Genomic DNA, 22,121 nt, shown 5'->3' with positions numbered 1-22,121 from the left:
AACAAGATTTAAAATGAAAGATTTTTATAATAAAATAACTGCAAAATTCGAATCTGAATCAGTTTTAGATGAATTTATAAAAGAAGGCGTTTCGCCACCAAAGTACATTGATATTTATGCAGGACAAGATTTGGACGAAGATAATTTTGATTTGTTTGGAGATAATTCACTTTTTGTTGATTGGGACATCGACCACACAACAGAACCTGCAACAGCTACCGTAACCTTTCGTTTGGCTTATGAGCAATTGAGAGATACCTCCAATATTTCACTCAATCGTGAATTAGGTTTAAAATTCTTGAATTATATCGACCAAGTACATCTTGTATTAGATGATTTTGAGAGCGAACAAACAGGTAAATTAGAATTGACAAAAGAGGGATTTAATAAAATGGATTCAATTGTAGACATCTATATTTTAGAATACGAATGCTCGTATATGGGACGAAAAAACCCTCAAAGAAATATCCATGAGGGTTCGTATGACAAAGTGCGACTTTCAGGTAATTTGGTTGAAAGAATTGAATACGATTTATAACTCTAACAATCTTTCAGGTTTTCGAGTTTCTATTACGTAATACTGATTATTACGTTTGATAATATCTAAGGTAAATTTACCTTGTCCTTTAAATTTTGGGCGATTTGTGTTTTTCATAAATCGCTCAATTTTTGATTTCAAATCTTTATTTAATTTTCTGTCATTTTGTTCAAATGTTAAGCCATATAATGATTTTGTAAATGAAACTGAAAACAATTCTGAATCTCTATAACTTACTTTTTCGTTGGCTTTTGCATCGTATAAACTTTGCGCATTACAATTGAAAGAAATCAAAATAAATAATAGAAGTGTTTTCATATTTTAAAGTCCTAATAATTGCTTTTTCTTTGCTTCAAATTCATCACTTGTAATGATACCTTTATCTCGAAGCTCTGCAAATTTTAATAATTCGTCAGCAGATGACGATTCTTGAATTACAGATTTTGGTTTATTGCGAAGTTGATTAATTTTACTTTTTAAATTATCAAATTCGTTTTGTTGTGATTTAGTAAAAATAACTGAAAATTCATCAGTGGGTCCCATCATTAAACTACCTTTTGATAGTTTTTTTGAATTCTCAGCAGTTTCAAATTGAATAAAACCATAAGTCAAAGAATTAGCATTCTTAAAATTAAGATTTTTTATACTATCTAAATATATTTCAATATCTCCAGAGATGAATTTACGTTGTAATCCTCCAAATCTTTTTTTAATAACGACTCTATCATTGTAAAGTTCAACTGAACCACTTCTACCTGTTGCTGTAAAAAAATCATTCATATTGTTTTTGTTTTAAATTTAATAATTATTCTTTTATATAATTACGGTTTCCCATAAAAACAAAAAACACTCAAATTAATGAGTGTTTTAATTTAACGTACTTTATAAAATACTTCTTTTGCTAAAGTAGCCGATTTAAATTCTTTAAGTTGATTATTAAACCATACAACTTCTAAAGATATCGATGTTACGTTAGAAACTACAAATTCTTGATCAGAACTTGCTTTAAGAGATACAATGTCTCCAGCTTTAAATTCAATTTGTTCCATAAATAAAAATGTGACTATAAAGAGTTAAAGTTAATAAATATTCTCTTTTAATTAATTAAAGATTCAATTGCTGATAAACTTTGGAACAATATTTTATTTGATGCATACAATCAAATAACGGATGATGTTTTGTACCCACAAAAGGCTCATTTTCTTTGATTGTAGGAATTAAATCCGAAAGAGTGCGTACGTCTCGCTCGTTGTAAAATTCCCACGGTAATTTTAATTTACAAGCCTTGTAAGCACTTCGTAAAATAACCAAATCGAATGTTGCTCCATTACTCCAAACTTTGTCTGTATCTAATATAAAATCAGATAAATCTCGTAAAGCATCTTTTAAGTTTTTACGATTTGCAGTAGATAAAAATTCTTGTCTTGCTTTTTCTTCTTGGTTCATCCACCAATCCACCGTTTCAGTATTCATTTTTAGGTTAAAATCAATACAACTTTGTTTATCAACTTTAGTATAAAAATTATACTCGTCTTTTATTCCTGTACTAATATCGAAACGCACAGCTGCAATAGATAAAATTACAGCATCAAAATCTGTTGAAAGCGTTTCAATGTCTATCATTATGTTATTCATATCATCTAATATTTTAAGTTTGTCCAATGAATGATATAACCCGAATACGAGCCATTTATCATTTTTTGTTTAAAATAGGTTTTAAAGGCTTCTAAACTTTCAAAACCATCATTAATTGCGAGTTGTTCTATTAATGCATCTGTGCGGATAATTCCGTCAATGTTTACCGTAAATCCGAAACCTTCGGGTTCGTTTATTATCCAAATTTGTTGGATTGAACGGACATAAAGCGTCGGTGAAAAAGTAAATTCTTTTTGAGTTCCTTTGTTGATGACTAATTCGAGTTCGCAATCTTCAGTTAACAATCCTGTTTTAGAACGTATTGTATGATATTTAGGACAACTCAATAAATTATCATCGTCCATATTATCCCATTCTTTGCCAAATTGTAACTGATAACCGTCTAAAAATTGATTGTAATAATAATCGCATCGATGTAGATTATTACGGAAAAAGCCTTCCCAAATTTTATAAATAAAATAGGAAGGCTTTTCGTTTAATGTTTCTGAGAAATCTATTTTTTGCATAGTTTTCCTTTTACAAATTTGAGTTTTAAAATTGAATGATTCTTTTTGGAATTATGAATAAAAGTTACAGGCTCTCCATAATCATTTAAACTTTGTATTTTATCTAACTTGTTTAATATTGTTTGATTAATAGGTAAATTTCCTTCTGAATTATGATAATCCTCTATAAAATTTTCATATTGTCCAGCACTTTCTAAATAACTACAATAACCTTGATTGTTATTTCGCCAAATAGTAATAGAATCATCTTCTGTTTTCGTGTGTTTTAATGATAAAATTAGGTACATCTTAATATCTAAATTTAGGATTTATTGGAAAAGGAAATGGAGTATCTAAAGTTGTATTTTTACGTCCAAAACCTCTTATAATATCCATAACTTGATTAACATCTCTTGTTTGGATTTCATAATAAGATATTTCATCTTTTCCATGCGTATTTTTACGAACTATTATAATGGTATTTGTTGAAAAATCGGAATTTGAACCCGAAATGTCAGCAGCTGCAAAGAAATTAGAATTAATAAAATCCAAATGTTTAAGAATAACAACATTATCTTGTGTAACAGAATGTAATTGTAGCTCGTAAATTCTATATTTTTTATAATAAGATTGTAGAGTATTATCAATACGTTCTAATCTTACTAAAATGGTATCTATACCTAACCATTTTAATATAATTTCTTTAATTTTTTTCATCTTATTTGTAAATTTTGGGTTAAAAACTGATCTAATTCGCTGTATAAATTGAGTACTTTCAGACTGGTATAATTTGACACTTCTAATGTGTGCGAAATCTTTCCTATTTCTTCATGTAATAGGTAGGCTTCATGATACTTTAAAGTCAAATTTTTAAGATTCATAACTACCGATTTTTTACTCAACATTACAAACAAATCAGCTTTAACTGATTGTTTAAATTTTTCTTCCTGATTGTCAATGAACGGCGCATTTAGACCGTGAATTGTAATGTTGAGTAACGCTCTTAGTACGTCATAATCAACTTTTAACTTTATTTTTCTCATTCAAACAGCGTTATTTGGTTTGTATTTTCAATTTCTTCAAACTCTCGGAGCTGTTTTTTGGCATTAACACCCAAATAATTTTCGTAAGTCCGTTGGCAGATATTAAATTGATTTTCAATGTATTGATGAAAAATCTCTTTAAAATATAACCCTTGCGCACGATGCTCAAGCGTTATTTGCTGAACCTTGAGAACTCTTTTTAAATAATTTTTGCGATTATATGCCATTGTATAAGACGTTTTTTAAAATATCTTTGCCGTGGTCAATGGGGCTTGGGATATGTTGCGTCTCAAGTCTTTTTTAATTTTGACTTAATGGTTGGAACTTATTTTTGTGCATCCATGCTTTAGTTCCTGTTTTTGTTGCTGATTTGCAATAATTAGCTTCTAATCCTCTGAATTGTTTGATAAGTTTATCCAATTCATCCGAATTATATTTGTGCAATTCTTTTTTTAGCACACTACAGTTCAGCATCCAATTATTAAACTTAATCCAACAATCAGCATCTTTGATACCTGTTCTTGTCGCAATCGTTAAAACAATACTCCGTTTGTCTCTCAAATTCATTTGATATTCATAAGTGTTAAACATAATTTATTTGGTTTTGATTGTTCCTGCCGAGGACTCGAACCTCGGAGTTTGCCGATCAGGATTTGATGATTCTTGTTTTTTTAGAGAACCATTTTTGGTTTTGACGTTCGTTTAAACTTGATTTAAATTCCGTATTATTATTTTTTCTCAACTGTGATGATGCAAAAAATCGAGGTTTAAAGTTTTCATTCTCGGTGATATAAAAACGTCTGTAAGCTCTGTTTTTACGTGATTTGTTACGGTAAAGGATTCTCATATCAACTTCAGTTTCTAATAACTCACTAATGAAAATTGCAACCTCCTTCATCGAATCAAACTTTATTTTTTCATTTGTCAGATCGTCGATAACGTATATTTCCGATAGTGGCATAGTTTATATTCTTTTCGTTGAATAAATCAGCGTTTAAACGCTGTTTAAATGCAATTTCTTCATCAATTGTCAAACATTCAATTTGAGGTTTCCATCTTAAGTTTTCCAATAACATTGATTTTCCATTGACGATGTACATTTCGCTTGATACTTTTGTAATTTCAACACTCATATTTTGTCATTTGCTTTGTTAGAAAAATAAAGAACTACTCCAAGTATTGTTAGCATTACAAATGCAAACAATCCAAATAAAACATTAATTATCATAGACTTGAGAAGTTTAGAGAAATGTCATTCCATTTCTTTGTTTCTTCATCTTTTGTGTAAACTCTGATATACTTAGCAGAACCAACTACTTTTTGACAATCTGTTAGTTTATCAAATTCAGAAATCAACTCTTCGTCTCCGATTTCTTTCACTTGTTTGCGTGCTTTTGTCAACAATTTTGGATCATATTCCCCTTTTGAGTTTTTCATCAGAATACCATCTAAAAGGTTGTAAAATGCTTTGTTTCTTCCTTCGAACTTTTTACGGAAAATGTCACGAATAGAGTTAATGTGTACAATTGCTTCATCTGTAAATGAAAAAAATTCCTTTTCTTCAACAACAAGACGTACACATTCATTTTCTAATTTGAAAGATTTTGCATCTTTTACAGCTTTGTTCTCGATTTCGTACATCAAACGGTTGAAGTTTTCAGCGTGTGTTACAGCTTCTTTTTTAAGACCTCTTAAAATGTCTTGTACTTCTTGATATTTTGTTACAACGTCATTCAGAAAGTTGTTTTTATCCGTGAAATAAGCGTCTTTACGTTGTTTTGCTTGTTTCAATTCAGCTTCTTGCTTTTGGTTTGCCAATGCCAATAATTCGTCTACTGACATTTCACTTGCTGGCTTGTTCATTATTGATGCTTCCATACTGTTATTTTATTGTTTTTACCACCAAAAGCGGGTTTTATCCCGCTTGTTTTATTCTATTGTTATTTTTCTACATTTACTGGCTCTTCGCCAATCATATCAAAAGCAAATTGTCCTGTATAAACTTTTGTAATTCTGCCTTTTTCGTTGCGATAAACAAGCATCATTTTAGATAAATAAAATGTTCCCATATTAGTTTGTTGGTATTTCAAATTGTACATTAAATCTGTAAACGTCTCGTAATCTGATTGCATATTTGCAATTAAGTTCAGCACCCATCGGAATAAATATTGTTCTCGATTTCGGTTTGGTTCTGCGAATGGATTCATCCAATTTGCGAAAACAGTAATAGCGATTGTTTACATTCGTTTTCATTAATTAGCAAATAATTCGTTAAGCATTTCTGTTGTAATTGGTTCCTCACTTTTTTCACTTTCTATCAAAGCAGTAGTTATAATATTCTGTAACGAACCAAAGTCTTTTACACGAGCAGTAAGCCAATTGATGACTGTTTTACGCTCGATACCTACCATTTCACATATTTTTGTGATGTCTTCTGCTATTTCAGACGAAAAGAAAGTCCAACCGAAAGACCAACGACGATTTACCTGTATGAATCCTTGTTTTTCTTTTTTAGCTGCAGTAGAGAGCATCTTTTCAACATCAATCCCAAGAACAACGATTGGAACAACTCCTTCTAATTCATCTGCCAAATACTTAATTACAGGGATAATTCCTTTTTTTGAATTCTCAAACTCATCAATCATCAAGAATGCTTCATCTTTCGATTTTAATTTCTCAACAACTGCTTTCAAAATTTTGTGTTTTGTTCCAAAAGTTGGTAGTTCTAATTGTTCTGCAATTGAGATAACAAACTCTTTTGTATTAGCAATTTCATCACATTTTACTAAGGTTACAATTGCTGGATATTTCTTTTTGAAAGCAGTTGCAGCGTACGTTTTTCCAAGACCTGTATTACCATCAATACCTCGACGTTCTTTGTTTTTACGAGCATTTTCAAACGTTAAAATCGCTTGTTTAAAATTGAACGTATTAAAGTGTTGCCAATAGGCTTTTTCTAACTTCAACCCAATTGCATTCGCAATTTGTTTATAGTATTTATCAGAAATACGAGTATTTCCGTTGAATTCAATACCACGAGAAATTAAATTAACTGTGGCTTTGTTTACACCTGATAATTTTACGATTTCAGGCTGTTTTACACCTCTTTCGTCCAAAAAGCGTTGCATTGCTTGTGGAATGTCGGTTGTTCTCTGAATTTGTGTTAAATTTGTCATACTTATTAAAGATTTAACTAAGACCATTCGCTTTCGTTGAAGTCGCGGTCAACTCGCTGTTTGGTTTTAGTTTGTTTATTATTGATTTTTTTCGTTTCTGTTTCGATTTGAGAGCCGTTGTAACTTTCTTTATTTCCACCAAATGCCATTGATTGGCTATAGCCTAACTCTTGAAAAGCATCATTTAAAGCCATTTCAAACTCATCTATTGCTTTTGTTTGTGATTTTTTTCGTCCTAATTGATGATCTAAACCATTTGCAAATTCATCTGTTAATTCTGCATGAGATTGAACTGATTTCATCGCTGGTAAACAAGTCATAATGTATTTACCATCCAACGTGTATAAATCGGCTGCATTTTCGTCCCAAATCACTTTTACTTTTGCATTATTTGTATAACCTAATGCTTTTGCTATTTGCTCAGTACCATCAGCACCATAATTTGGAATTTCGAACTGATACACTTTAGATTCGTTGTAGCCTTTTGTTTTGTAAACATTTACAAATCCTCTCATGTAACGCAAATCAACTTCAGTACGATTTGCAAATAAGTATCTTAATACTGTATCGCTAATAGGTTGACAATTTGGGTGAATGTTGTGCGCATATCTTTCATTTGGTGAAACTTGATCCCTCAATTTTGTGTCATTCCAACGCTTAATAAGATTGTGCATTAAAATACAAGCATCCTCATAACTTGGTAAATCATCAACCTTTATATAATCAGCGTTTGCTTGTCCTTCTATTCCTGCATTCCAAGAAGTAGATATAAAAGAATTAATATCTTTTAAACTACGTTTAAACAATCTAAACTGCGTTTCTGCTGGATTAGCTTGTGAGTTACCAGCTTCTATGGTTCTAACTCGGTTAAATACCATATTCAAGAAACTTTTACTTTCAGCAGATGTAAATGCTCCGTGGTTATCTGAAATAAACTCAAACATTGTTTGACTTCCTGTATTTTCAATCGCCATTTTCACAGCTTCAATTGTCATTTGAGGAGTTTCTTTGTGCGAACCTTTTATTGATGGAGCCCAACCCACAATTTTTTTACTTGCAACATCTGTAATTAAGATGACGTATAATTTCATCGTGTTTTGTTTTCCTTTTTTATCTACATAAGAGTAGTTAATAGTTCCTGAACCATCGGCACAAAATAAAGAGTGTGAATATTTCAGCTTTTCAGCAGTTACATAGGTTTGAACATTCTTTTTATAATGTTCTACACCGTGTCGTTCTCTTGCTGTTTTTATTTCGTTATTAAAGCGTGATAAGTGGTGGCAAAATGTACGATAAGCAACAGGTTGCATTCCAAATTCTACAATGTCATTGCAATATTTATCCTCCCAAAGAGAGTGTAAATATTCTTTTGATGCAGAACCAGGATTCATGTATAAATTAAACATGATCGCTTGATGAATATCAAACTGGAATATTTCGCCTGTTTCTTCGCTGAAAATTGGATATTTACCAACTACTAAAGCATTTTGATTTCCGTATTTATCTGAAATAAAGAAATTCAATTGTTCCAAAATATTCTCTTTCGGGAATTTGTACAAAACAGTATTACGTAAGTATTCTGCTGAACTAATTTTAAAACCTTCAAGATTTAAAGGTGATAAAATCTCTGTACAAATAGTAAAGAAATCTTGTTTTTTCGTTATTCCAAGTAATTTGAAATTATCATTTTCCATTTGTTTAGTCATCCAAATACACCAAGCCTCAGCTGTAGCCATTTGTTCTGCCTGTTTACGTGTAAACGTTACAGGAGAATCGTACATATAGTAAAGAACATCATTATTATTAACTGATAATGCTACTTGTCCTATAATATTATTCGTAACTAAATCTTGTTTATTACTTTTATTAGCACTTAGCAGAGCTTCATACGCTTGTAAAAGCTCATGCTTTGTGCCTAATTTACTTCTGTAGTGTGTTGGCTTGCGGTCAGCAATTCTATCATAATCATAATAAAATTGACCTTTTACTTTTGCCCAACGCCAAGCTTTGCCTGTGTCAGGTAAATAATCGCCGTATTTGTAACCTTTAGCAATTGAATCTTTAAATAATGTTCTATTTCTTCTAAAATGTCCTTCTGATATTTGACAAACTTGCATTACAAAACGTTGAGAAACCCAAAGGCTCTCCTCATCTTTATATCTGCGTATGATTATGTCGTTATTCAGTAAATTCATTTTGATAAGTTTGATTTAAACTTTGTTCCTGCCAAGGACTCGAACCTTGGAGTTTGCCAATCAGGATGATTATTTTTCGTTGTTAATTTCTTTTACTAATTCTTTAAAGAAATCTTTTAATACTAATTCTATATTTAATTGTTGCATGGTTCAAGTATTTCTGCTATTTCATTAAATTTTTTAAGAATCATTTTTGCTCCTTTTGATTTTTTTTCTCGATCTCCAGTTACTACTTTTTTGCAGTAAGAAGAACTAAATCCTGTCGCCTTATGTAATTGATACCAAATCTTATTACTTCGTGCATTTTTTATTATACTGCTCATATTTAATTATTTTGCTTACTTTTGTGATGTTCTAACAGGACAAATATACGCAAAATGCGTAACAAAACAACAAAACGAGTAAATATTTACGCAAAATGAGTAAAAATATTGATAAACGATTCATTTTAAACACTATAAAAGAACTGTATGGCTTTAGTACAGATACTGAGTTTGCTAAATTCTTAGGAATTAAGCCACAAACTTTGTCTTCTTGGTATAGTAGAAATACGTTTGACATAGATTTGCTTTACGCAAAATGCGTATTAGTTTCGGGGGAATTTTTATTAACTGGAGATAAAAACTTTTTAAAACGAAATGTGCAAAATTTGTTACATAACAATAGTGTAACAAATAGTGTAACATTTTCAGAAGAAACGAAAAGTGCAAAAAATGTTACTCTTTCAAAAGAACCAAAAGAAAATTACTTCCATACACCAAAAGTTGTAACAGTAGATAAGCAAGGGAGGGATAATGTTGTTTTAGTACCTAATAAAGCAGCTGCTGGTTATCTTACAGGTTATGGAGATACTACATTTATAAAGAGTTTACCTACTTATAATTTACCTAATATAAGTAATGGTACATTTCGTATGTTCCAAGTTGCAGGAGATTCTATGGAGCCAACAATACAGAATCAATCGTATGTTGTAGGTGAGTGGAAAGAGAATTGGAACGAGGATATAAAAGATGGTAGAGTTTACATTTTTGTTATACAATCGTTTGAGTATGAAGGTATTTTAGTAAAAAGAGCGTTGAATCGTATTGAGAAGTATGGTAATGTTCTTTTGAAATCTGATAACAGAATCTATGCAACTAAGACTTTCACCCCTGAAGAAATAAAAGAGGTCTGGGAGGTTAAACTTTATTTGTCGTTCAACATTCCAGACCCAGCGACCATTTATGATCGTATGAATGATTTAGAAGCTCGTTTAATTGAATTGGAACAGCCAAAGAAGCGCAAAAATTAAACTTATAAACTTCACAGGTTTAATTTTTGTTAATTTCAATTCAAACCAAATCACGCAAAATTCAATTTATTTTTAATTAAAGCCTTTATTTTAGGTATACTTTTCATTTAGCCCCTAATATCAATGATATTTACGACTTTTATTACATATTAATTAAATAGAGAAGTAATGAGCAAATTATTCGAATCAATAAAAATAAATGATTCTATTTCGTTAAAAAATAGAATCATTATGTCGCCAATGTGTCAATATTCTTCGGAAGATGGATTTCCTAATGATTGGCATCTTCAACATTATGTTTCTCGTGCTGTAGGAAATGTTGCAGCAATTGTTCTAGAAGCTACAGCAATTGTTCCAGAAGGAAGAATTTCGAATGGCGATTTGGGGATTTGGAAAGATGAACATATAGAAGCTTATAAGAAATTAACTTTTGAGATTAAGAAATATAATTGCGTTCCTGGTATACAATTGGCTCATGCTGGACGAAAAGGAAGTACAGAAAAACCTTGGTTGGGAAATCATCATATAGCATCTACAGAAAAAAATGGCTGGAAAACAGTTTCGAGTTCTAATTTACCTTTTAATGAATCTGACGAAATTCCACACGAATTAACTATTCCTGAAATTAAATGTTTAATAACAGATTGGGGAAAAGCAACGGAACGTGCAATAAAATCTGGTTTTGAAATTTTAGAAATTCATGGAGCTCACGGATATTTGGTTCATCAATTTTTATCTCCTTTAATTAATCATAGAGCAGATGAATATGGAGGCAGTTTCGAGAATAGAATTCGTTTTGTTTTGGAAATTGTTGAAGAAATGAAAAAATATATTACAACTCAATCACTTTGGATTCGTTTATCCGCGACAGATTGGGCAGAAAATGGTTGGAATTTAGAAGAAACAATCAAATTATGTAAAATTCTAAAAGATAATGGAGTAGAAGTGGTTGATGTTTCTTCTGGAGGAGGAGTTAGTTTCCAAGAAATTGATGTCAAAAAAAATTATCAAGTTCCATTTGCGAATGAAATCAAAAATCAAGTTGATATAATTACAGGAGCTGTTGGACTTATTTTTGAACCAAAACAAGCTGAAGAAATTCTTCAAAATAATGAAGCCGATTTAATTTTTATAGCGCGAGAATTATTACGTGATCCTTATTTTGCACTGCGTGCTGCAAAAGAGTTGAATGAAGATATAAAATGGTTGCCACAATACGAAAGAGCAAAAAATAATCATTATGCATAAAATATGTTAGCATTAAAAAAAATACATCATATCGCAATTATTTGTTCGGATTATCAAAAGTCGAAAGAATTTTATACAAAAATTTTAGGTTTCGAAATTGTGCAAGAAGTTTACAGAAAAGAACGTGATTCTTATAAATTAGATTTAGCTTTGCAAAATTATTACTGCGTCGAATTATTTTCTTTTCTAAATCCACCAAAACGTGTTTCTCGTCCAGAAGCTTCTGGTTTGAGACATATTGCTTTTGCAGTGGATAATATAGAAAAAGAAGTAGAGAAGTTAATGCAGTTGAATATAGCGGTAGAGCCAATTCGAGTGGATGAATATACGCAAAAGAAGTTTACTTTTTTTGAAGATCCAGATGGTTTGCCGATTGAATTATACGAAGAATAAAAGAATAAATGGTAAAAAAGAGTTTACTTGCCTTAGCAATGGGAGGTTTAGCCATCGGAATGACGGAATTTTCGATGATGGGAGTTTTAGAAGATTTTGCAAAAGATTTGAATGTTTCAATTCCAACAGCAGGGAATTTTATATCAATCTATGCAATGGGTGTAATGGTTGGCGCTCCAACATTAATCATGGCTACAAGCAAATATTCTCCTAAAAAAGTATTGATCTTTTTTATGTTATTGTTTACAATTTTTAATTCATTATTTGTAATTGCACCAAGTTATAATACCTTATTAATTGCTCGTTTTATGTCTGGTTTACCACACGGAGCTTTTTTTGGTGTAGGTTCTGTTGTTGCAGCACAATTAGCAACAAAAGGAAAAGAAGCTCAAGCCATTTCTATTATGTTTGCAGGATTAACGTTCGCTAATTTGGTCGGAGTTCCATTAGGAACAAAATTGGGACAATTATTTTCGTGGCGATTAACATTCGGGATTATAGCAAGTTTAGGATTAATCACAATGTTAGCCATTTCTCTTTGGGTTCCAAATGTGAAAAATACCAATAAAGGAAGTTTGGTGGAACAATTAAGTTTTTTCAAAAAATGGGAAGCTTGGGTATTAATTGTGATGATATCTATTGGGACATCAGGCTTATTTGCGTGGATAAGTTATATTTCTCCATTAATGACAAATGTGGCAGATTTACCAAAAACAAAAGTTCCAATTATTATGACATTGATTGGTTTAGGAATGTTTGTAGGAAATTTTATCGGAGGAAAATTAGCTGATACAATGTCTCCAAATAAAGCAGCAATTATCTCATTTGCTTCTATGGCAATTTGTTTAGTGATAGTTTATTTCACTTCGCACATCCAAGAAATGGCTTATATAATGTCATTTATAACAGGATTAATTGCTTTCACAATTGGTTCACCAATCCAAATGATGTTGATTAATAACGGAAAAGGTTCCGAAACTTTAGCTGCTGCAGCTGGTCAAGCAAGTTTTAATGTAGGAAATGCTTTAGGTGCATTTTTAGGAGGAATTCCAATCGCGATGGGATTAGGTTTCAATTCACAATTGTGGGTTGGTTTTATCATGGCATCTGTTGGATCTATAATCGCAGCGATTTTCTTACAATTAAAAAGTAAAAGAGTATAAAATAACACTTTAATTATAATAAAAGGATGTTCGTATAGGGCATCCTTTTTTATTTTATATTTGTAGTAAATACGCCAAAATGGACAATTATAAAGCTCTTATTATTGATGATGAACACTATGCTCAACAAGGATTAAAAAAAATTATAGAACGTGCAATACCCGATTTTTTTAGTTCCATAGAAACAGCAAGTTCTGTAAAAGAAGGAGTGGAAAAGATAAAGGAAAATCTACCTGATATTGTTTTTTTAGATATTCAAATGCCAGAAGAATTTGGTTTCAAATTATTTGATTACTTTGAAGATATTTCTTTTGACGTGATTTTCACAACCGCCCATTCAGATTATATTTTGCAAGCAGTTAACCAATGGGGATGTTTGGGATATTTGATGAAACCAATTTCTATTTCTGATCTTAAAATTCTTATCAATCGTTTTGAATTACGAAAAAATAATCAGAATAAAACTAACAAAATTGAACTGATAAAAGAAGATGCAGAAGAAGAATTAGAGACTGAAAATTTAAAGGAAATTTTTAAAAATGAACACGGAATAATTTTTATTCCTTCAATAACTGAAGTTTTGGTTCTAAAAATTGATGAAATCATTTATTGCAAAGCAGATGATTGTTATTGTACAATTTATACCAAAGATGATGTTTTTATGATAACAAAAACATTGAAAGAAGTTGAGAATCTAATCAATCAAACAAATTTTTTTAGAGTAAATCGTTCGTATTTGGTGAATATAAATTTTGCAAAAAAAATTGATAAACGAAATAATCAATTAATCTTAAACTGTTCGCCAAAAGGAGGAGAAACAAATCTTCCTGTCACATCATTGGGTTATAAAATTCTATCGAATGTGGTTTCGTAAATCGGTATTATTCATTCTTTTTATTCTTTACTCAAATCAACTTTTCGCACAATTTGTTTTAACAAAACAATACACTTACGAAAACGGTTTACCAGCTAATGAAATTTTGAGCATCTATAAAGATTCAAGAAATTTTGTTTGGGTAGGAACTCGTTATGGCGTTTTTGTAAAAGATATGAATAACTTCAAAATACTAAAACGTTTTGAGAAAGTTCAGTACAATAATATTTGGTCAATCATAGAAGATAAAGAGCATAATATTTGGTTTGGGAGTTATGGCGAAGGAATTTTAAAATTTTCAGGTCAAGATTTCGAACAAATAAATACACATAAAGGTTTAGTTTCGGATAGAGTTCGTAATTTGTTTTATATTAATGATTTAATATATGTTGCAACTCAAGGAGGAGTTTCTATTATTGATCCGAAATCAAACAAAATATATAATCCTTCATTTGAGAAAAATAATAATATTGTTTTCGAAGCCGTTTCTTTTTTTGACTATCAAAATAAAATATATGTCACAACGATTGATCATGGAATTTATGAAGTTACACCTTCAAAACTAAAATTAATCAGCCCATTTGATAAAATAAATTATAGTTTCGTTTATCATAAAAATATATATTTTTCTTCTTCAAAAGGACTCAAAAAAATTTCATTAAATGATTTCTTTAACCAAAAATCAAATTATGTAACCTCCGATTTGCCAATTATTCGAAATCATAATTTTTCTAAAAAAAGAAATTCTTTACTTATAGTTGGGAATGATATAGGTTCTGGCAATGGAATCGTTTCGGAAATTACAACTAACGGAATAAATGATCAAACGCAAAAATTCAAGATAACTTCCGATTATCCTTATCGAATTTTTAACAGCAAAACAGATGATTTAATTTATGTCGGAACTTTAGATAAAGGACTTTTTGAAGTTCATTTCAATCATTTTTTAGATTTTTCGGCAATTGATAATAAAAGAATTATAGAAATACTCAAAATAAAAAATGTTCCCTATTTTTTAACGCCAGAAGGACTTTATCTTAAAGAAAATAATGAATTCAAAAAAATAGCAAAAAAGGATGATTTCTATACTTATATGCTTCAAAATAAAGAAAAATATAGAAATTTTCTGAATCAATCGAACAAAGATTTTTCCGAAATAGATTATGATTTAAAAGCTAAAAATCTTCGATTTTATAAAATTATAATTCACAACGAATCCTTCTTAATTGCCACTAATTTAGGGCTTTTTGAATTAGATTTTGAAGGGAATTTCACGCATTATCTTCCAAATAAAACAAACCGATTTACTTATTTCAATAATCAGTTTATTCAAACAAATCCTTCTGGAGGAATTTTAATTTTTGATGATTTAAAAAACATAAAATACAAATCATTTTCTGCTGCACAAGGAAATGTTCCGAAAGATGTTGTTTCAATTTCGCAGAATAAAAATGCCGTTTTTTTCGGTTCTTCTTTAGATGGTTTGTTTAAATATGAGAACGGAAAATTCATTTCTTATTTGCAGAATAATCAATTCAAGGAAACGAAGTTGAAAATGATAAAATGTATAGGAAATAATCAAATAATCGTTGCAACTGAGTTTGCAAAAGTGTACATTTTACAGATAAACGGAGATGAATTAATCACCAAAAGAATAATCAATATTCGCGATATTGGAGGAGAAAATATAAGTTCTATCGATATTTTTGGAGAAAGTATTTTTATTGGAACAAATCGAAATTTATTGGTTTTTAACAATGATAAAATTTATACAATAAGTAACGGACAAGGTTTTGTAAATAAGGATATACATTCCTCTGCTTTCGATGGAAAAACTGTTTTTCTTGGTGTTGAAAATGGATATTATAAATTAGATTTGAATAATCTATTGCATCAACCAAATCATCCAAAAAAAGTTTTAATTACAAATCTTAAAATAAACGATACTGCGTTTGGCGATGAAAAATTTGCGTGGTTCGATTTAATTGATAAAGATTTGAAATTAAAGAATGATGAGAATAATTTAGTTGTAAACTTTTCTATTGTAGATGCAAATTTTCCTGAAAATTATAAATACAGATATCGGATTAATCCTGAAGAAAATTGGAATGAATATTTTACTGAAGAAACCATTTTTTTAGGGAATTTACGTTATGGAAAATATAAAATTCAATTAGAAATAACCGATACGAATAATGGCGAAAAACAGGTAGTAAATCTTCTATCTTTGGATATAGCCGAACCTTTTTATTTGAATATTTATTTTATTTTAATTTCAGTTTTTGTTTGTGGGTTGATTATTTACAAGTACAATTCGAATAAAATCAGAACTTTAAATAAATTTAATCAATTAAAAATAAATCAATTAAACGAGATTAATCAACAAGAAAATAAGCGATTACAATTAGAACGTCAATTGACGGAAACTAAGTTAACAGCATTGCAATCGCAAATGAATCCTCATTTTATTTTCAATGTTCTCAATTCTATTCAGTTTTATATTTTGGATAATGATATTGATAATGCGCTAAATTCTCTTGGAAGATTTTCTCATTTAATTCGTCAAATGTTAAACTTGTCAACCAAAGATGAAATTAGTTTAAATGATGAAATTGATTTTTTGAAATTGTATGTAGAAGTTGAAAATTTTAGATGGCAAAACAAAATTTTATTTGAAATTGAACTAGATGATCAATTGGATATTTATAAAATAAAGATTCCACCAATGCTAATTCAACCAATAATTGAAAACGCATTTGTTCATGCTTTTGATAAAAATAATTTAGAACCAAAAATAAAACTAACTCTACTTTTGGAAAACAATTACTTACAACTAATTATCGAAGATAATGGAAATGGAAGTAATAGGAATACTAAAACTAGTAAAATCTATGAATCTAAAGCGCTAAAAATTATAGAAGAAAGATTACATCTTTTGAATCAAAATTCTGAAAAAAATATATTTATTGATTTTCATAAAAATGGAACAGTTGTTAAAATGATTTTAAACATTCAATAAAGTATTTTACTTGAATATATTCAAATTTCACCTTGTTAAAACGATAGTTCACTAAGTTAGGAATGTGTTTTTATGATAAATGTTATGTGATGATTAAATTTGTTTATCGATTTCAAACTAAGTATTAAACTTAGATACTTCGTTTTCTAAACCTATGAAGACACTATAAGTATCTTAAAAGTTACATTTTTCGACGTGTGAGTCAAAAAATTTTACAAGAAAGAAGCTACTGAAAAGTAGCTTTTTTTTTATCTTTGATTCTTATGAAAAGTGTACAATTAGGAAATACAGATTTACAGATAAAACCAATTTTTTTCGGAGGAAATGTTTTTGGTTGGACATTGAATGAAGAAGAATCTTTTAAAATATTAGATGCTTTTTTAGATAGAGGATTTAATGCCATTGATACTTCTAATAATTATTCTCATTGGGTTCCTGGTAATGTTGGAACAGAATCAGAAAAAATTATCGGAAATTGGTTAAAATCGCGAGGAAAAAGAGATCAAATAGTTTTAGCTACAAAAGTAGGCGGACGAAATATAGTTCAAGATAAGCCGAATACGACTAAGGCTCATATCTTAAAAGAAATTGATGATTCTCTTACTCGTTTACAGACTGATTATATTGATTTGTATCAAACGCATTATGATGATGTTAATACGCCTGTAGAAGAAACATTATCTGCTTATAACCAATTAATAAAAGAAGGTAAGGTTCGTTTTATTGGAGCTTCTAATTTTTCTTCTGAGCGATTGATAGAATCTTTGGAGAAATCAAATCTTTATAATTTACCACAATATAAAACCTTGCAACCCGAATATAATTTATACGATCGTCAACATTTCGAAGAATTTTTGCAACCGGTTGCTGAGAAATATAACCTTGCTGTAATACCATATTATAGTTTAGCAAGTGGTTTTCTATCAGGGAAATATAAAGGAGAAGAAGATTTACAGAAAAGCTTACGTGGTGATGGAATAAAAAAATACTTAAATGAAAGAGGATATCGTATTCTTGATGCTTTAAATACAGTTTCTAATCAACACAATATTTCTTATTCTGCGGTTGCTTTAGCTTGGTTATTAGAACAAAAAACTATTGTAGCTCCTATTGCGAGTGCAACTAAAGAACAACATATTGATGCTTTTGTAGAAGCAGTAAATGTTCAGCTTTCTCATGATGATATAAAACTTCTTACGGAAGCGAGCGATTATTAGAATGGAAAATTTACAAGTTAAACCAAAATTAACTCCGATTATTTTATGGATAATGATTATCGGGAGTGGTTTGGTCGTTGCTAATAATTATTATAATCAACCATTATTATCATTAATTGCAAAAGATTTTAATGTTTCTGAAAGTAAGGTATCTAACATTGCAATGTTAACTCAAATTGGATATGCAGCTGGATTGCTATTTATTATTCCTTTAGGCGATTTGTTGAAGAGAAAACGAATGATCTTAATTGATTTTGTTTTTATTATCGCAGCTCTTTTAGGAATGTATTTTGCTCCATCTGTAAGTTGGCTTTTTCCATTAAGTTTTCTAATTGGTTTTACCTCAGTTATTCCACAAGTTTTTGTCCCAATGGCTTCAGAATTAGCCGAACCTAAAAATAAAGCACAATCAGTAGGAATGGTTATGAGCGGTTTGCTTGTAGGTATTTTACTTTCTCGTGTTTTTAGTGGTTTTGTTGGAGAATATTTAGGATGGCGAGAAGTTTATTTAATTGGCGCAATTTTAATGTTTGTGTTGTGGATTTTTATCTACCTATTTTTACCAGAAATACAACCAAATTTCAAAGGAACTTATAGTAGTTTGATGAAATCAATTGTAGGTTTAGTAAAAACGCAACCTCAATTAAGATTAGCAGCTTTTCGTGGAGCAGTAGGTTTTGCAGCATTTAGTGCTTTTTGGACAACATTGGTTTTTCATTTAGAAGAACCACCTTTTTTTGTCGGAAGTGATGTAGCTGGTGCATTTGGATTAATTGGTGCTGTAGGAGCATTAGCAGCAGCTATGGTCGGAAAGATTTCTAAAGTTTTATCAACTTCTAAAATTATCTTTTACTCAATCATCATTATGCTCATTTCATGGGGATTTTTCTATGAATTTGGTTATACATATTGGGGATTAATCATTGGCGTGATATTAATAGATTTAGGTTTGCAAGCAATGCACGTTTCCAATCAAACAATTATATTTGGATTAGATGCAAAAGCAGGAAATAGAGTAAACACTGTTTATATGACGAGTTATTTTATTGGTGGTTCTTTAGGAACATTTATTGCTGCAAATGCTTGGGACAAATTTCAATGGAATGGAGTAGTTGCTGTTGGGTTATTTTTTACATTAATCTGTTTGATTTCTCATATTCTATTTAATAAAAAAGCGAATTAATGAAAAATTTTTCTTCTGAAATAATTTATAAAACTGCAAGAAGTAGTGGAGCTGGAGGACAAAATGTAAATAAAGTCGAAACAATGGTTTTAGCTAAATGGAAGGTTGAAACATCTCAATTTTTTTCTGAAGAAGAAAAAGCATTAATCATCGAAAAACTAAAAAATAAGATAAATGCTGAAGGTTTTTTACAGATTACTTCTCAAGAATCTCGTTCTCAGTTGGAGAATAAAGAATCAGCAACAAAGAAAATGTTAGAATTGGTCGAAAAATCTTTGCATATTCCAAAGTTTAGGAGAAAAACAAAACCTACGAAAGCTTCACAACAAAAGCGATTGAATCAAAAGAAGCAACAAGCTGAGAAAAAAGACAATCGTAGGTTTAGACTTTAAATTTATTAAATCTTATCAGCCAAAATAAATAGAGTACAACATTGTAATGCTACGATGAAAAGTATTTTTAGAATAAAAGATGTCTTTTTTGTTTTGTGTCTGTAAATTTGCATCGACATAAGAGAGCCAACAGTTCCACCAATAAGCGTTACAAAACAAAGTGTAAATTCAGAGATACGTCTTTTTTTTAGAATAGAATTCCGTTTATCTATTTTAAACAGAAAAAATGAAAGGAAATTGATAAATAGTAGAGTAAAAAATAAAGATGTAATCATTCTATATAGTGTGTATTAAAGTGTAAAAATACTCATAAATAGGTAGATAAAAAATATTTTCAACGACAAATCTATGTTGATTATCTTTGTAGAAAATAATAAGGAAATATATTAAAAAATAAATTGTAAAACTCTAATTATAAAATAATTATGCAAGATTTAAAAGGGAAAAATGCTTTAATAACAGGAGGAAGTAGAGGTTTAGGGAAAGCTACAGCTTTAGCTTTAGCAAATGAAGGTGTAAATGTTGCTATTACAGGACGAAATAAAAAAGCATTAGAAGAAACAGTAGAGGAGATAAAAAGCTTTGGAGTAAAAGCGGAGTATTCTATTTTTAATGTTGCCGAAAAAGTTGAAGTAAAAATGCAATTAGAACGATTAATTGAAAGTTTCGGAGCATTTGATATTTTAATTAATAATGCGGGTATTGCAGCTTTCGGAGGTTTTTTAGAAATGCCAGAAAACGATTGGGAAGATATTGTGCGTACTAACTTATTTGGACCATATTATGTTTCTAGAGCTGTTATTCCTTCAATGATAGAGTTAGGAAGCGGTGATATCATCAATGTTTCTTCTACTGCGGGATTAAAAGGAAATGCAGTTACTTCTGCATATTCAGCATCAAAAGCGGGATTAATTGGTTTATCAGAATCGTTGATGTTTGAATTGAGAAAGAAAAACATTCGAGTAACAACCTTAACACCAAGTACAATTGCATCAGAAATGTCGAAAGATGTTTTGAAAATTACAGACGGAAATCCAGAAAAAGTGCTTCAACCAGAAGATTTTGCTCAGCTAGTTGTTGACCTATTAAAATTAGACAAACGCGCGATGTTAGCATCAGCATCTTTATGGTCTACAAATCCTTAAGAATAAATTTTATTCATTATATTTTAAAATCCAATTTCTTACGGAATTGGATTTTTTTTTGAAAAATATTTTGCGGAATCATTTTTTACACTAACTTTGTATTTCAAAGTACTTTTAATATGAACGAAAATAATCCTATAGAAAGTTTAAACGAAATCAAAACAATGATGCAACGTACATCAAAATTCACGAGTATTAGTGGATGGAGCGGAGCTTGGGTTGGAGTAGTGGGAATGATTTCTGCTTCTATTGCCTATGTTTTGATTTCGAAAAATGCACTACAAGTAGAGTATAACGAAACATCGATGCCTATTTTGATGAAGGATTTAGAAATAAAATTGTTCATTTTAGGAATTTTAACTTTGATTACAGCTTGTATTGGAGGTTTCTTTTTTATTAATAAAAAATCAGCAAAAGATGGCTTTAAATTTATCAATCCACTTACGAAAAGAATTTTATCTAAATTTTTCTTTGTTCTAATCATCGGAGGCTTATTGAGTTTAATATTCATCAATAATTTTAGTTTTGCTTATGTAGCTCCAGCAACTCTTATGTTTTACGGTTTGGCTCTATACACAGTGGAACGCGATACAATTGCAGAGATAAAATATTTAGCAATTTGTGAAATAGTATTAGGATTATTAGCTTTCTATTTTATTTTCAATGGTTTATTGTTTTGGTTTGTAGGATTCGGACTTTTACATTTTATTTTTGGGATTTGGATGGTACGTAAATATGATTACAAAGCTTAAATTTGCAACATGGATTTTAATCTTAATAAATTAAACAAAGTTTTTGATAATCGTATTCGTGTTGGAATTATGAGTGCTTTGGTGATGAATGAAGAGATTTCTTTTAAAGATTTGAAAGACTTTTTAGATTTAACTGATGGTAATTTGGCTTCACATCTAAAAAACTTAGAAGAAAACGATTATATAACTGTGCATAAAGGATTTATTGGTCGTAAGACGAACACAACTTATGCTATAACAGCTCTCGGAAAACAAGCATTTCAAGAGCATTTGAACTATTTAGAAAAATTAATAAAAAATATAAAATAATTTTTTTTGTTTTTAAACTTTGAAATACAAAGTACTTTTAAA

The 22,121-nt window shown here is 29.9% G+C and carries 30 protein-coding genes; 13 read left to right on the top strand and 17 right to left on the bottom strand.

Annotated features, from left to right (window positions below; translation table 11 throughout):
- Nucleotides 1-13 precede the first annotated feature (13 nt).
- Nucleotides 14-538 (top strand): hypothetical protein, encoded by a 525-nt coding sequence (locus ACMHJW_RS12170; protein WP_413533689.1) that lies wholly within the window; start codon nt 14-16, stop codon nt 536-538.
- On the opposite strand, the gene ACMHJW_RS12165 is transcribed toward ACMHJW_RS12170, so the two are convergent.
- The 16 genes from ACMHJW_RS12165 to ACMHJW_RS12090 all read right to left on the bottom strand — a co-directional run bounded on the left by ACMHJW_RS12165 (nt 533) and on the right by ACMHJW_RS12090 (nt 9,416).
- Nucleotides 533-856, bottom strand: a complete 324-nt coding sequence (locus ACMHJW_RS12165) for a hypothetical protein (protein WP_413533688.1) — start codon at nt 854-856, stop codon at nt 533-535. The genes ACMHJW_RS12170 and ACMHJW_RS12165 overlap by 6 nt on opposite strands.
- Before the next feature lie 3 nt (nt 857-859).
- On the bottom strand, nt 860-1,318 hold the full coding sequence (locus ACMHJW_RS12160) for an SHOCT domain-containing protein (RefSeq protein ID WP_413533687.1): 459 nt from the start codon (nt 1,316-1,318) through the stop codon (nt 860-862).
- Between the two features lie 92 nt (nt 1,319-1,410).
- On the bottom strand, nt 1,411-1,587 hold the full coding sequence (locus tag ACMHJW_RS12155; protein WP_413533686.1) for a hypothetical protein: 177 nt from the start codon (nt 1,585-1,587) through the stop codon (nt 1,411-1,413).
- 55 nt (nt 1,588-1,642) lie between these two features.
- On the bottom strand, nt 1,643-2,173 hold the full coding sequence (locus tag ACMHJW_RS12150) for a 3'-5' exonuclease (RefSeq protein WP_413533685.1): 531 nt from the start codon (nt 2,171-2,173) through the stop codon (nt 1,643-1,645).
- Between the two features lie 5 nt (nt 2,174-2,178).
- Nucleotides 2,179-2,700, bottom strand: coding sequence for a hypothetical protein (locus tag ACMHJW_RS12145; protein WP_413533684.1), 522 nt, complete (start codon nt 2,698-2,700; stop codon nt 2,179-2,181).
- Entirely contained in the window at nt 2,688-2,987 is a 300-nt protein-coding gene (locus ACMHJW_RS12140) for a hypothetical protein (RefSeq protein ID WP_413533683.1), read from the bottom strand. The genes ACMHJW_RS12145 and ACMHJW_RS12140 overlap by 13 nt, the downstream gene beginning before the upstream one ends.
- Before the next feature lies 1 nt (nt 2,988).
- Nucleotides 2,989-3,396: a hypothetical protein gene (locus ACMHJW_RS12135; protein WP_413533682.1), complete on the bottom strand. Its 408-nt coding sequence runs from the start codon at nt 3,394-3,396 to the stop codon at nt 2,989-2,991.
- Complete coding sequence (locus ACMHJW_RS12130; RefSeq protein WP_413533681.1) at nt 3,393-3,722, bottom strand: hypothetical protein; 330 nt, start codon at nt 3,720-3,722, stop codon at nt 3,393-3,395. The genes ACMHJW_RS12135 and ACMHJW_RS12130 overlap by 4 nt, the downstream gene beginning before the upstream one ends.
- On the bottom strand, nt 3,719-3,949 hold the full coding sequence (locus tag ACMHJW_RS12125; RefSeq protein WP_413533680.1) for a hypothetical protein: 231 nt from the start codon (nt 3,947-3,949) through the stop codon (nt 3,719-3,721). The genes ACMHJW_RS12130 and ACMHJW_RS12125 overlap by 4 nt, the downstream gene beginning before the upstream one ends.
- Nucleotides 3,950-4,022: 73 nt before the next feature.
- The gene (locus ACMHJW_RS12120) at nt 4,023-4,313 is read right to left on the bottom strand and encodes a hypothetical protein (protein ID WP_413533679.1); all 291 of its coding nucleotides are present in this window, start codon (nt 4,311-4,313) and stop codon (nt 4,023-4,025) included.
- Between the two features lie 326 nt (nt 4,314-4,639).
- Nucleotides 4,640-4,855 carry a hypothetical protein gene (locus ACMHJW_RS12115; RefSeq protein WP_291071952.1) on the bottom strand — a complete coding sequence of 72 codons (216 nt, stop codon included), beginning with the start codon at nt 4,853-4,855 and terminating at the stop codon, nt 4,640-4,642.
- Between the two features lie 91 nt (nt 4,856-4,946).
- On the bottom strand, nt 4,947-5,600 hold the full coding sequence (locus ACMHJW_RS12110) for a DUF3164 family protein (protein WP_413533678.1): 654 nt from the start codon (nt 5,598-5,600) through the stop codon (nt 4,947-4,949).
- Nucleotides 5,601-5,662: 62 nt separating this feature from the next.
- On the bottom strand, nt 5,663-5,929 hold the full coding sequence (locus ACMHJW_RS12105; protein WP_413533677.1) for a hypothetical protein: 267 nt from the start codon (nt 5,927-5,929) through the stop codon (nt 5,663-5,665).
- A 45-nt stretch (nt 5,930-5,974) separates the two neighbouring features.
- Nucleotides 5,975-6,898 carry an AAA family ATPase gene (locus ACMHJW_RS12100; RefSeq protein ID WP_413533676.1) on the bottom strand — a complete coding sequence of 308 codons (924 nt, stop codon included), beginning with the start codon at nt 6,896-6,898 and terminating at the stop codon, nt 5,975-5,977.
- 17 nt (nt 6,899-6,915) lie between these two features.
- Entirely contained in the window at nt 6,916-9,093 is a 2,178-nt protein-coding gene (locus tag ACMHJW_RS12095; RefSeq protein ID WP_413533675.1) for a hypothetical protein, read from the bottom strand.
- A 134-nt stretch (nt 9,094-9,227) separates the two neighbouring features.
- Nucleotides 9,228-9,416, bottom strand: coding sequence for a hypothetical protein (locus ACMHJW_RS12090; protein WP_282628779.1), 189 nt, complete (start codon nt 9,414-9,416; stop codon nt 9,228-9,230).
- 95 nt (nt 9,417-9,511) lie between these two features.
- Here ACMHJW_RS12090 and ACMHJW_RS12085 point away from each other — a divergent pair, with 95 nt between their 5' ends.
- The 9 genes from ACMHJW_RS12085 to arfB all read left to right on the top strand — a co-directional run bounded on the left by ACMHJW_RS12085 (nt 9,512) and on the right by arfB (nt 19,873).
- Entirely contained in the window at nt 9,512-10,384 is an 873-nt protein-coding gene (locus ACMHJW_RS12085; RefSeq protein ID WP_413533674.1) for a LexA family transcriptional regulator, read from the top strand.
- Between the two features lie 168 nt (nt 10,385-10,552).
- A complete protein-coding gene (locus ACMHJW_RS12080; RefSeq protein WP_413533673.1) occupies nt 10,553-11,632 on the top strand; it encodes an NADH:flavin oxidoreductase/NADH oxidase in 1,080 nt (359 codons plus the stop codon).
- A gap of 3 nt (nt 11,633-11,635) precedes the next feature.
- Nucleotides 11,636-12,025 (top strand): VOC family protein, encoded by a 390-nt coding sequence (locus ACMHJW_RS12075; protein WP_413533672.1) that lies wholly within the window; start codon nt 11,636-11,638, stop codon nt 12,023-12,025.
- An 8-nt stretch (nt 12,026-12,033) separates the two neighbouring features.
- A complete protein-coding gene (locus ACMHJW_RS12070; protein ID WP_413533671.1) occupies nt 12,034-13,188 on the top strand; it encodes an MFS transporter in 1,155 nt (384 codons plus the stop codon).
- A gap of 79 nt (nt 13,189-13,267) precedes the next feature.
- Entirely contained in the window at nt 13,268-14,062 is a 795-nt protein-coding gene (locus ACMHJW_RS12065) for a LytR/AlgR family response regulator transcription factor (protein WP_413533670.1), read from the top strand.
- The gene (locus ACMHJW_RS12060) at nt 14,049-17,081 is read left to right on the top strand and encodes a histidine kinase (protein WP_413533669.1); all 3,033 of its coding nucleotides are present in this window, start codon (nt 14,049-14,051) and stop codon (nt 17,079-17,081) included. Before ACMHJW_RS12065 ends, ACMHJW_RS12060 begins: the two co-directional genes overlap by 14 nt.
- A 263-nt stretch (nt 17,082-17,344) precedes the next feature.
- On the top strand, nt 17,345-18,298 hold the full coding sequence (locus ACMHJW_RS12055) for an aldo/keto reductase (RefSeq protein ID WP_413533668.1): 954 nt from the start codon (nt 17,345-17,347) through the stop codon (nt 18,296-18,298).
- Nucleotide 18,299: 1 nt separating this feature from the next.
- Nucleotides 18,300-19,481, top strand: coding sequence for an MFS transporter (locus tag ACMHJW_RS12050; protein WP_413533667.1), 1,182 nt, complete (start codon nt 18,300-18,302; stop codon nt 19,479-19,481).
- A complete protein-coding gene (gene arfB, locus ACMHJW_RS12045) occupies nt 19,481-19,873 on the top strand; it encodes an alternative ribosome rescue aminoacyl-tRNA hydrolase ArfB (protein ID WP_413533666.1) in 393 nt (130 codons plus the stop codon). Before ACMHJW_RS12050 ends, arfB begins: the two co-directional genes overlap by 1 nt.
- A gap of 5 nt (nt 19,874-19,878) precedes the next feature.
- Here arfB and ACMHJW_RS12040 read toward each other — a convergent pair whose 3' ends face one another.
- On the bottom strand, nt 19,879-20,148 hold the full coding sequence (locus ACMHJW_RS12040) for a DUF1294 domain-containing protein (RefSeq protein WP_413533665.1): 270 nt from the start codon (nt 20,146-20,148) through the stop codon (nt 19,879-19,881).
- Nucleotides 20,149-20,298: 150 nt separating this feature from the next.
- On the opposite strand from ACMHJW_RS12040, the gene ACMHJW_RS12035 reads away from it, so the two are divergent.
- From ACMHJW_RS12035 to ACMHJW_RS12025, 3 genes are all read left to right on the top strand, one after another.
- A complete protein-coding gene (locus tag ACMHJW_RS12035) occupies nt 20,299-21,018 on the top strand; it encodes a 3-ketoacyl-ACP reductase (protein WP_413533664.1) in 720 nt (239 codons plus the stop codon).
- Nucleotides 21,019-21,137: 119 nt separating this feature from the next.
- Nucleotides 21,138-21,770, top strand: coding sequence for a hypothetical protein (locus ACMHJW_RS12030; protein WP_413533663.1), 633 nt, complete (start codon nt 21,138-21,140; stop codon nt 21,768-21,770).
- 9 nt (nt 21,771-21,779) lie between these two features.
- A complete protein-coding gene (locus ACMHJW_RS12025; protein ID WP_413533662.1) occupies nt 21,780-22,079 on the top strand; it encodes a winged helix-turn-helix domain-containing protein in 300 nt (99 codons plus the stop codon).
- The last annotated feature ends 42 nt before the right edge of the window (nt 22,080-22,121 follow it).

It is taken from the genome of Empedobacter brevis (genome assembly GCF_965118635.1).
Lineage (GTDB): Bacteria > Bacteroidota > Bacteroidia > Flavobacteriales > Weeksellaceae > Empedobacter > Empedobacter brevis_A.
This window is presented reverse-complemented; position numbering and strand designations above follow the sequence as displayed.

Excerpts from the sequence above, each read along its gene's own strand:
- ACMHJW_RS12070 (WP_413533671.1), top strand. The coding sequence starts at position 12,034 with ATGGTAAAAAAGAGTTTACTTGCCTTAGCAATGGGAGGTTTAGCCATC.
- ACMHJW_RS12160 (WP_413533687.1), bottom strand. The coding sequence starts at position 1,318 with ATGAATGATTTTTTTACAGCAACAGGTAGAAGTGGTTCAGTTGAACTT.
- ACMHJW_RS12065 (WP_413533670.1), top strand. The coding sequence starts at position 13,268 with ATGGACAATTATAAAGCTCTTATTATTGATGATGAACACTATGCTCAA.
- ACMHJW_RS12115 (WP_291071952.1), bottom strand. The coding sequence starts at position 4,855 with ATGAGTGTTGAAATTACAAAAGTATCAAGCGAAATGTACATCGTCAAT.
- ACMHJW_RS12105 (WP_413533677.1), bottom strand. The coding sequence starts at position 5,929 with ATGAATCCATTCGCAGAACCAAACCGAAATCGAGAACAATATTTATTC.
- ACMHJW_RS12075 (WP_413533672.1), top strand. The coding sequence starts at position 11,636 with ATGTTAGCATTAAAAAAAATACATCATATCGCAATTATTTGTTCGGAT.
- ACMHJW_RS12090 (WP_282628779.1), bottom strand. The coding sequence starts at position 9,416 with ATGAGCAGTATAATAAAAAATGCACGAAGTAATAAGATTTGGTATCAA.
- ACMHJW_RS12140 (WP_413533683.1), bottom strand. The coding sequence starts at position 2,987 with ATGTACCTAATTTTATCATTAAAACACACGAAAACAGAAGATGATTCT.
- ACMHJW_RS12120 (WP_413533679.1), bottom strand. The coding sequence starts at position 4,313 with ATGTTTAACACTTATGAATATCAAATGAATTTGAGAGACAAACGGAGT.
- ACMHJW_RS12165 (WP_413533688.1), bottom strand. The coding sequence starts at position 856 with ATGAAAACACTTCTATTATTTATTTTGATTTCTTTCAATTGTAATGCG.
- ACMHJW_RS12085 (WP_413533674.1), top strand. The coding sequence starts at position 9,512 with ATGAGTAAAAATATTGATAAACGATTCATTTTAAACACTATAAAAGAA.
- arfB (WP_413533666.1), top strand. The coding sequence starts at position 19,481 with ATGAAAAATTTTTCTTCTGAAATAATTTATAAAACTGCAAGAAGTAGT.
- ACMHJW_RS12050 (WP_413533667.1), top strand. The coding sequence starts at position 18,300 with ATGGAAAATTTACAAGTTAAACCAAAATTAACTCCGATTATTTTATGG.
- ACMHJW_RS12135 (WP_413533682.1), bottom strand. The coding sequence starts at position 3,396 with ATGAAAAAAATTAAAGAAATTATATTAAAATGGTTAGGTATAGATACC.
- ACMHJW_RS12155 (WP_413533686.1), bottom strand. The coding sequence starts at position 1,587 with ATGGAACAAATTGAATTTAAAGCTGGAGACATTGTATCTCTTAAAGCA.
- ACMHJW_RS12035 (WP_413533664.1), top strand. The coding sequence starts at position 20,299 with ATGCAAGATTTAAAAGGGAAAAATGCTTTAATAACAGGAGGAAGTAGA.
- ACMHJW_RS12150 (WP_413533685.1), bottom strand. The coding sequence starts at position 2,173 with ATGAATAACATAATGATAGACATTGAAACGCTTTCAACAGATTTTGAT.
- ACMHJW_RS12145 (WP_413533684.1), bottom strand. The coding sequence starts at position 2,700 with ATGCAAAAAATAGATTTCTCAGAAACATTAAACGAAAAGCCTTCCTAT.
- ACMHJW_RS12170 (WP_413533689.1), top strand. The coding sequence starts at position 14 with ATGAAAGATTTTTATAATAAAATAACTGCAAAATTCGAATCTGAATCA.
- ACMHJW_RS12125 (WP_413533680.1), bottom strand. The coding sequence starts at position 3,949 with ATGGCATATAATCGCAAAAATTATTTAAAAAGAGTTCTCAAGGTTCAG.
- ACMHJW_RS12055 (WP_413533668.1), top strand. The coding sequence starts at position 17,345 with ATGAAAAGTGTACAATTAGGAAATACAGATTTACAGATAAAACCAATT.
- ACMHJW_RS12130 (WP_413533681.1), bottom strand. The coding sequence starts at position 3,722 with ATGAGAAAAATAAAGTTAAAAGTTGATTATGACGTACTAAGAGCGTTA.
- ACMHJW_RS12040 (WP_413533665.1), bottom strand. The coding sequence starts at position 20,148 with ATGATTACATCTTTATTTTTTACTCTACTATTTATCAATTTCCTTTCA.
- ACMHJW_RS12095 (WP_413533675.1), bottom strand. The coding sequence starts at position 9,093 with ATGAATTTACTGAATAACGACATAATCATACGCAGATATAAAGATGAG.
- ACMHJW_RS12110 (WP_413533678.1), bottom strand. The coding sequence starts at position 5,600 with ATGGAAGCATCAATAATGAACAAGCCAGCAAGTGAAATGTCAGTAGAC.
- ACMHJW_RS12060 (WP_413533669.1), top strand. The coding sequence starts at position 14,049 with ATGTGGTTTCGTAAATCGGTATTATTCATTCTTTTTATTCTTTACTCA.
- ACMHJW_RS12025 (WP_413533662.1), top strand. The coding sequence starts at position 21,780 with ATGGATTTTAATCTTAATAAATTAAACAAAGTTTTTGATAATCGTATT.
- ACMHJW_RS12100 (WP_413533676.1), bottom strand. The coding sequence starts at position 6,898 with ATGACAAATTTAACACAAATTCAGAGAACAACCGACATTCCACAAGCA.
- ACMHJW_RS12030 (WP_413533663.1), top strand. The coding sequence starts at position 21,138 with ATGAACGAAAATAATCCTATAGAAAGTTTAAACGAAATCAAAACAATG.
- ACMHJW_RS12080 (WP_413533673.1), top strand. The coding sequence starts at position 10,553 with ATGAGCAAATTATTCGAATCAATAAAAATAAATGATTCTATTTCGTTA.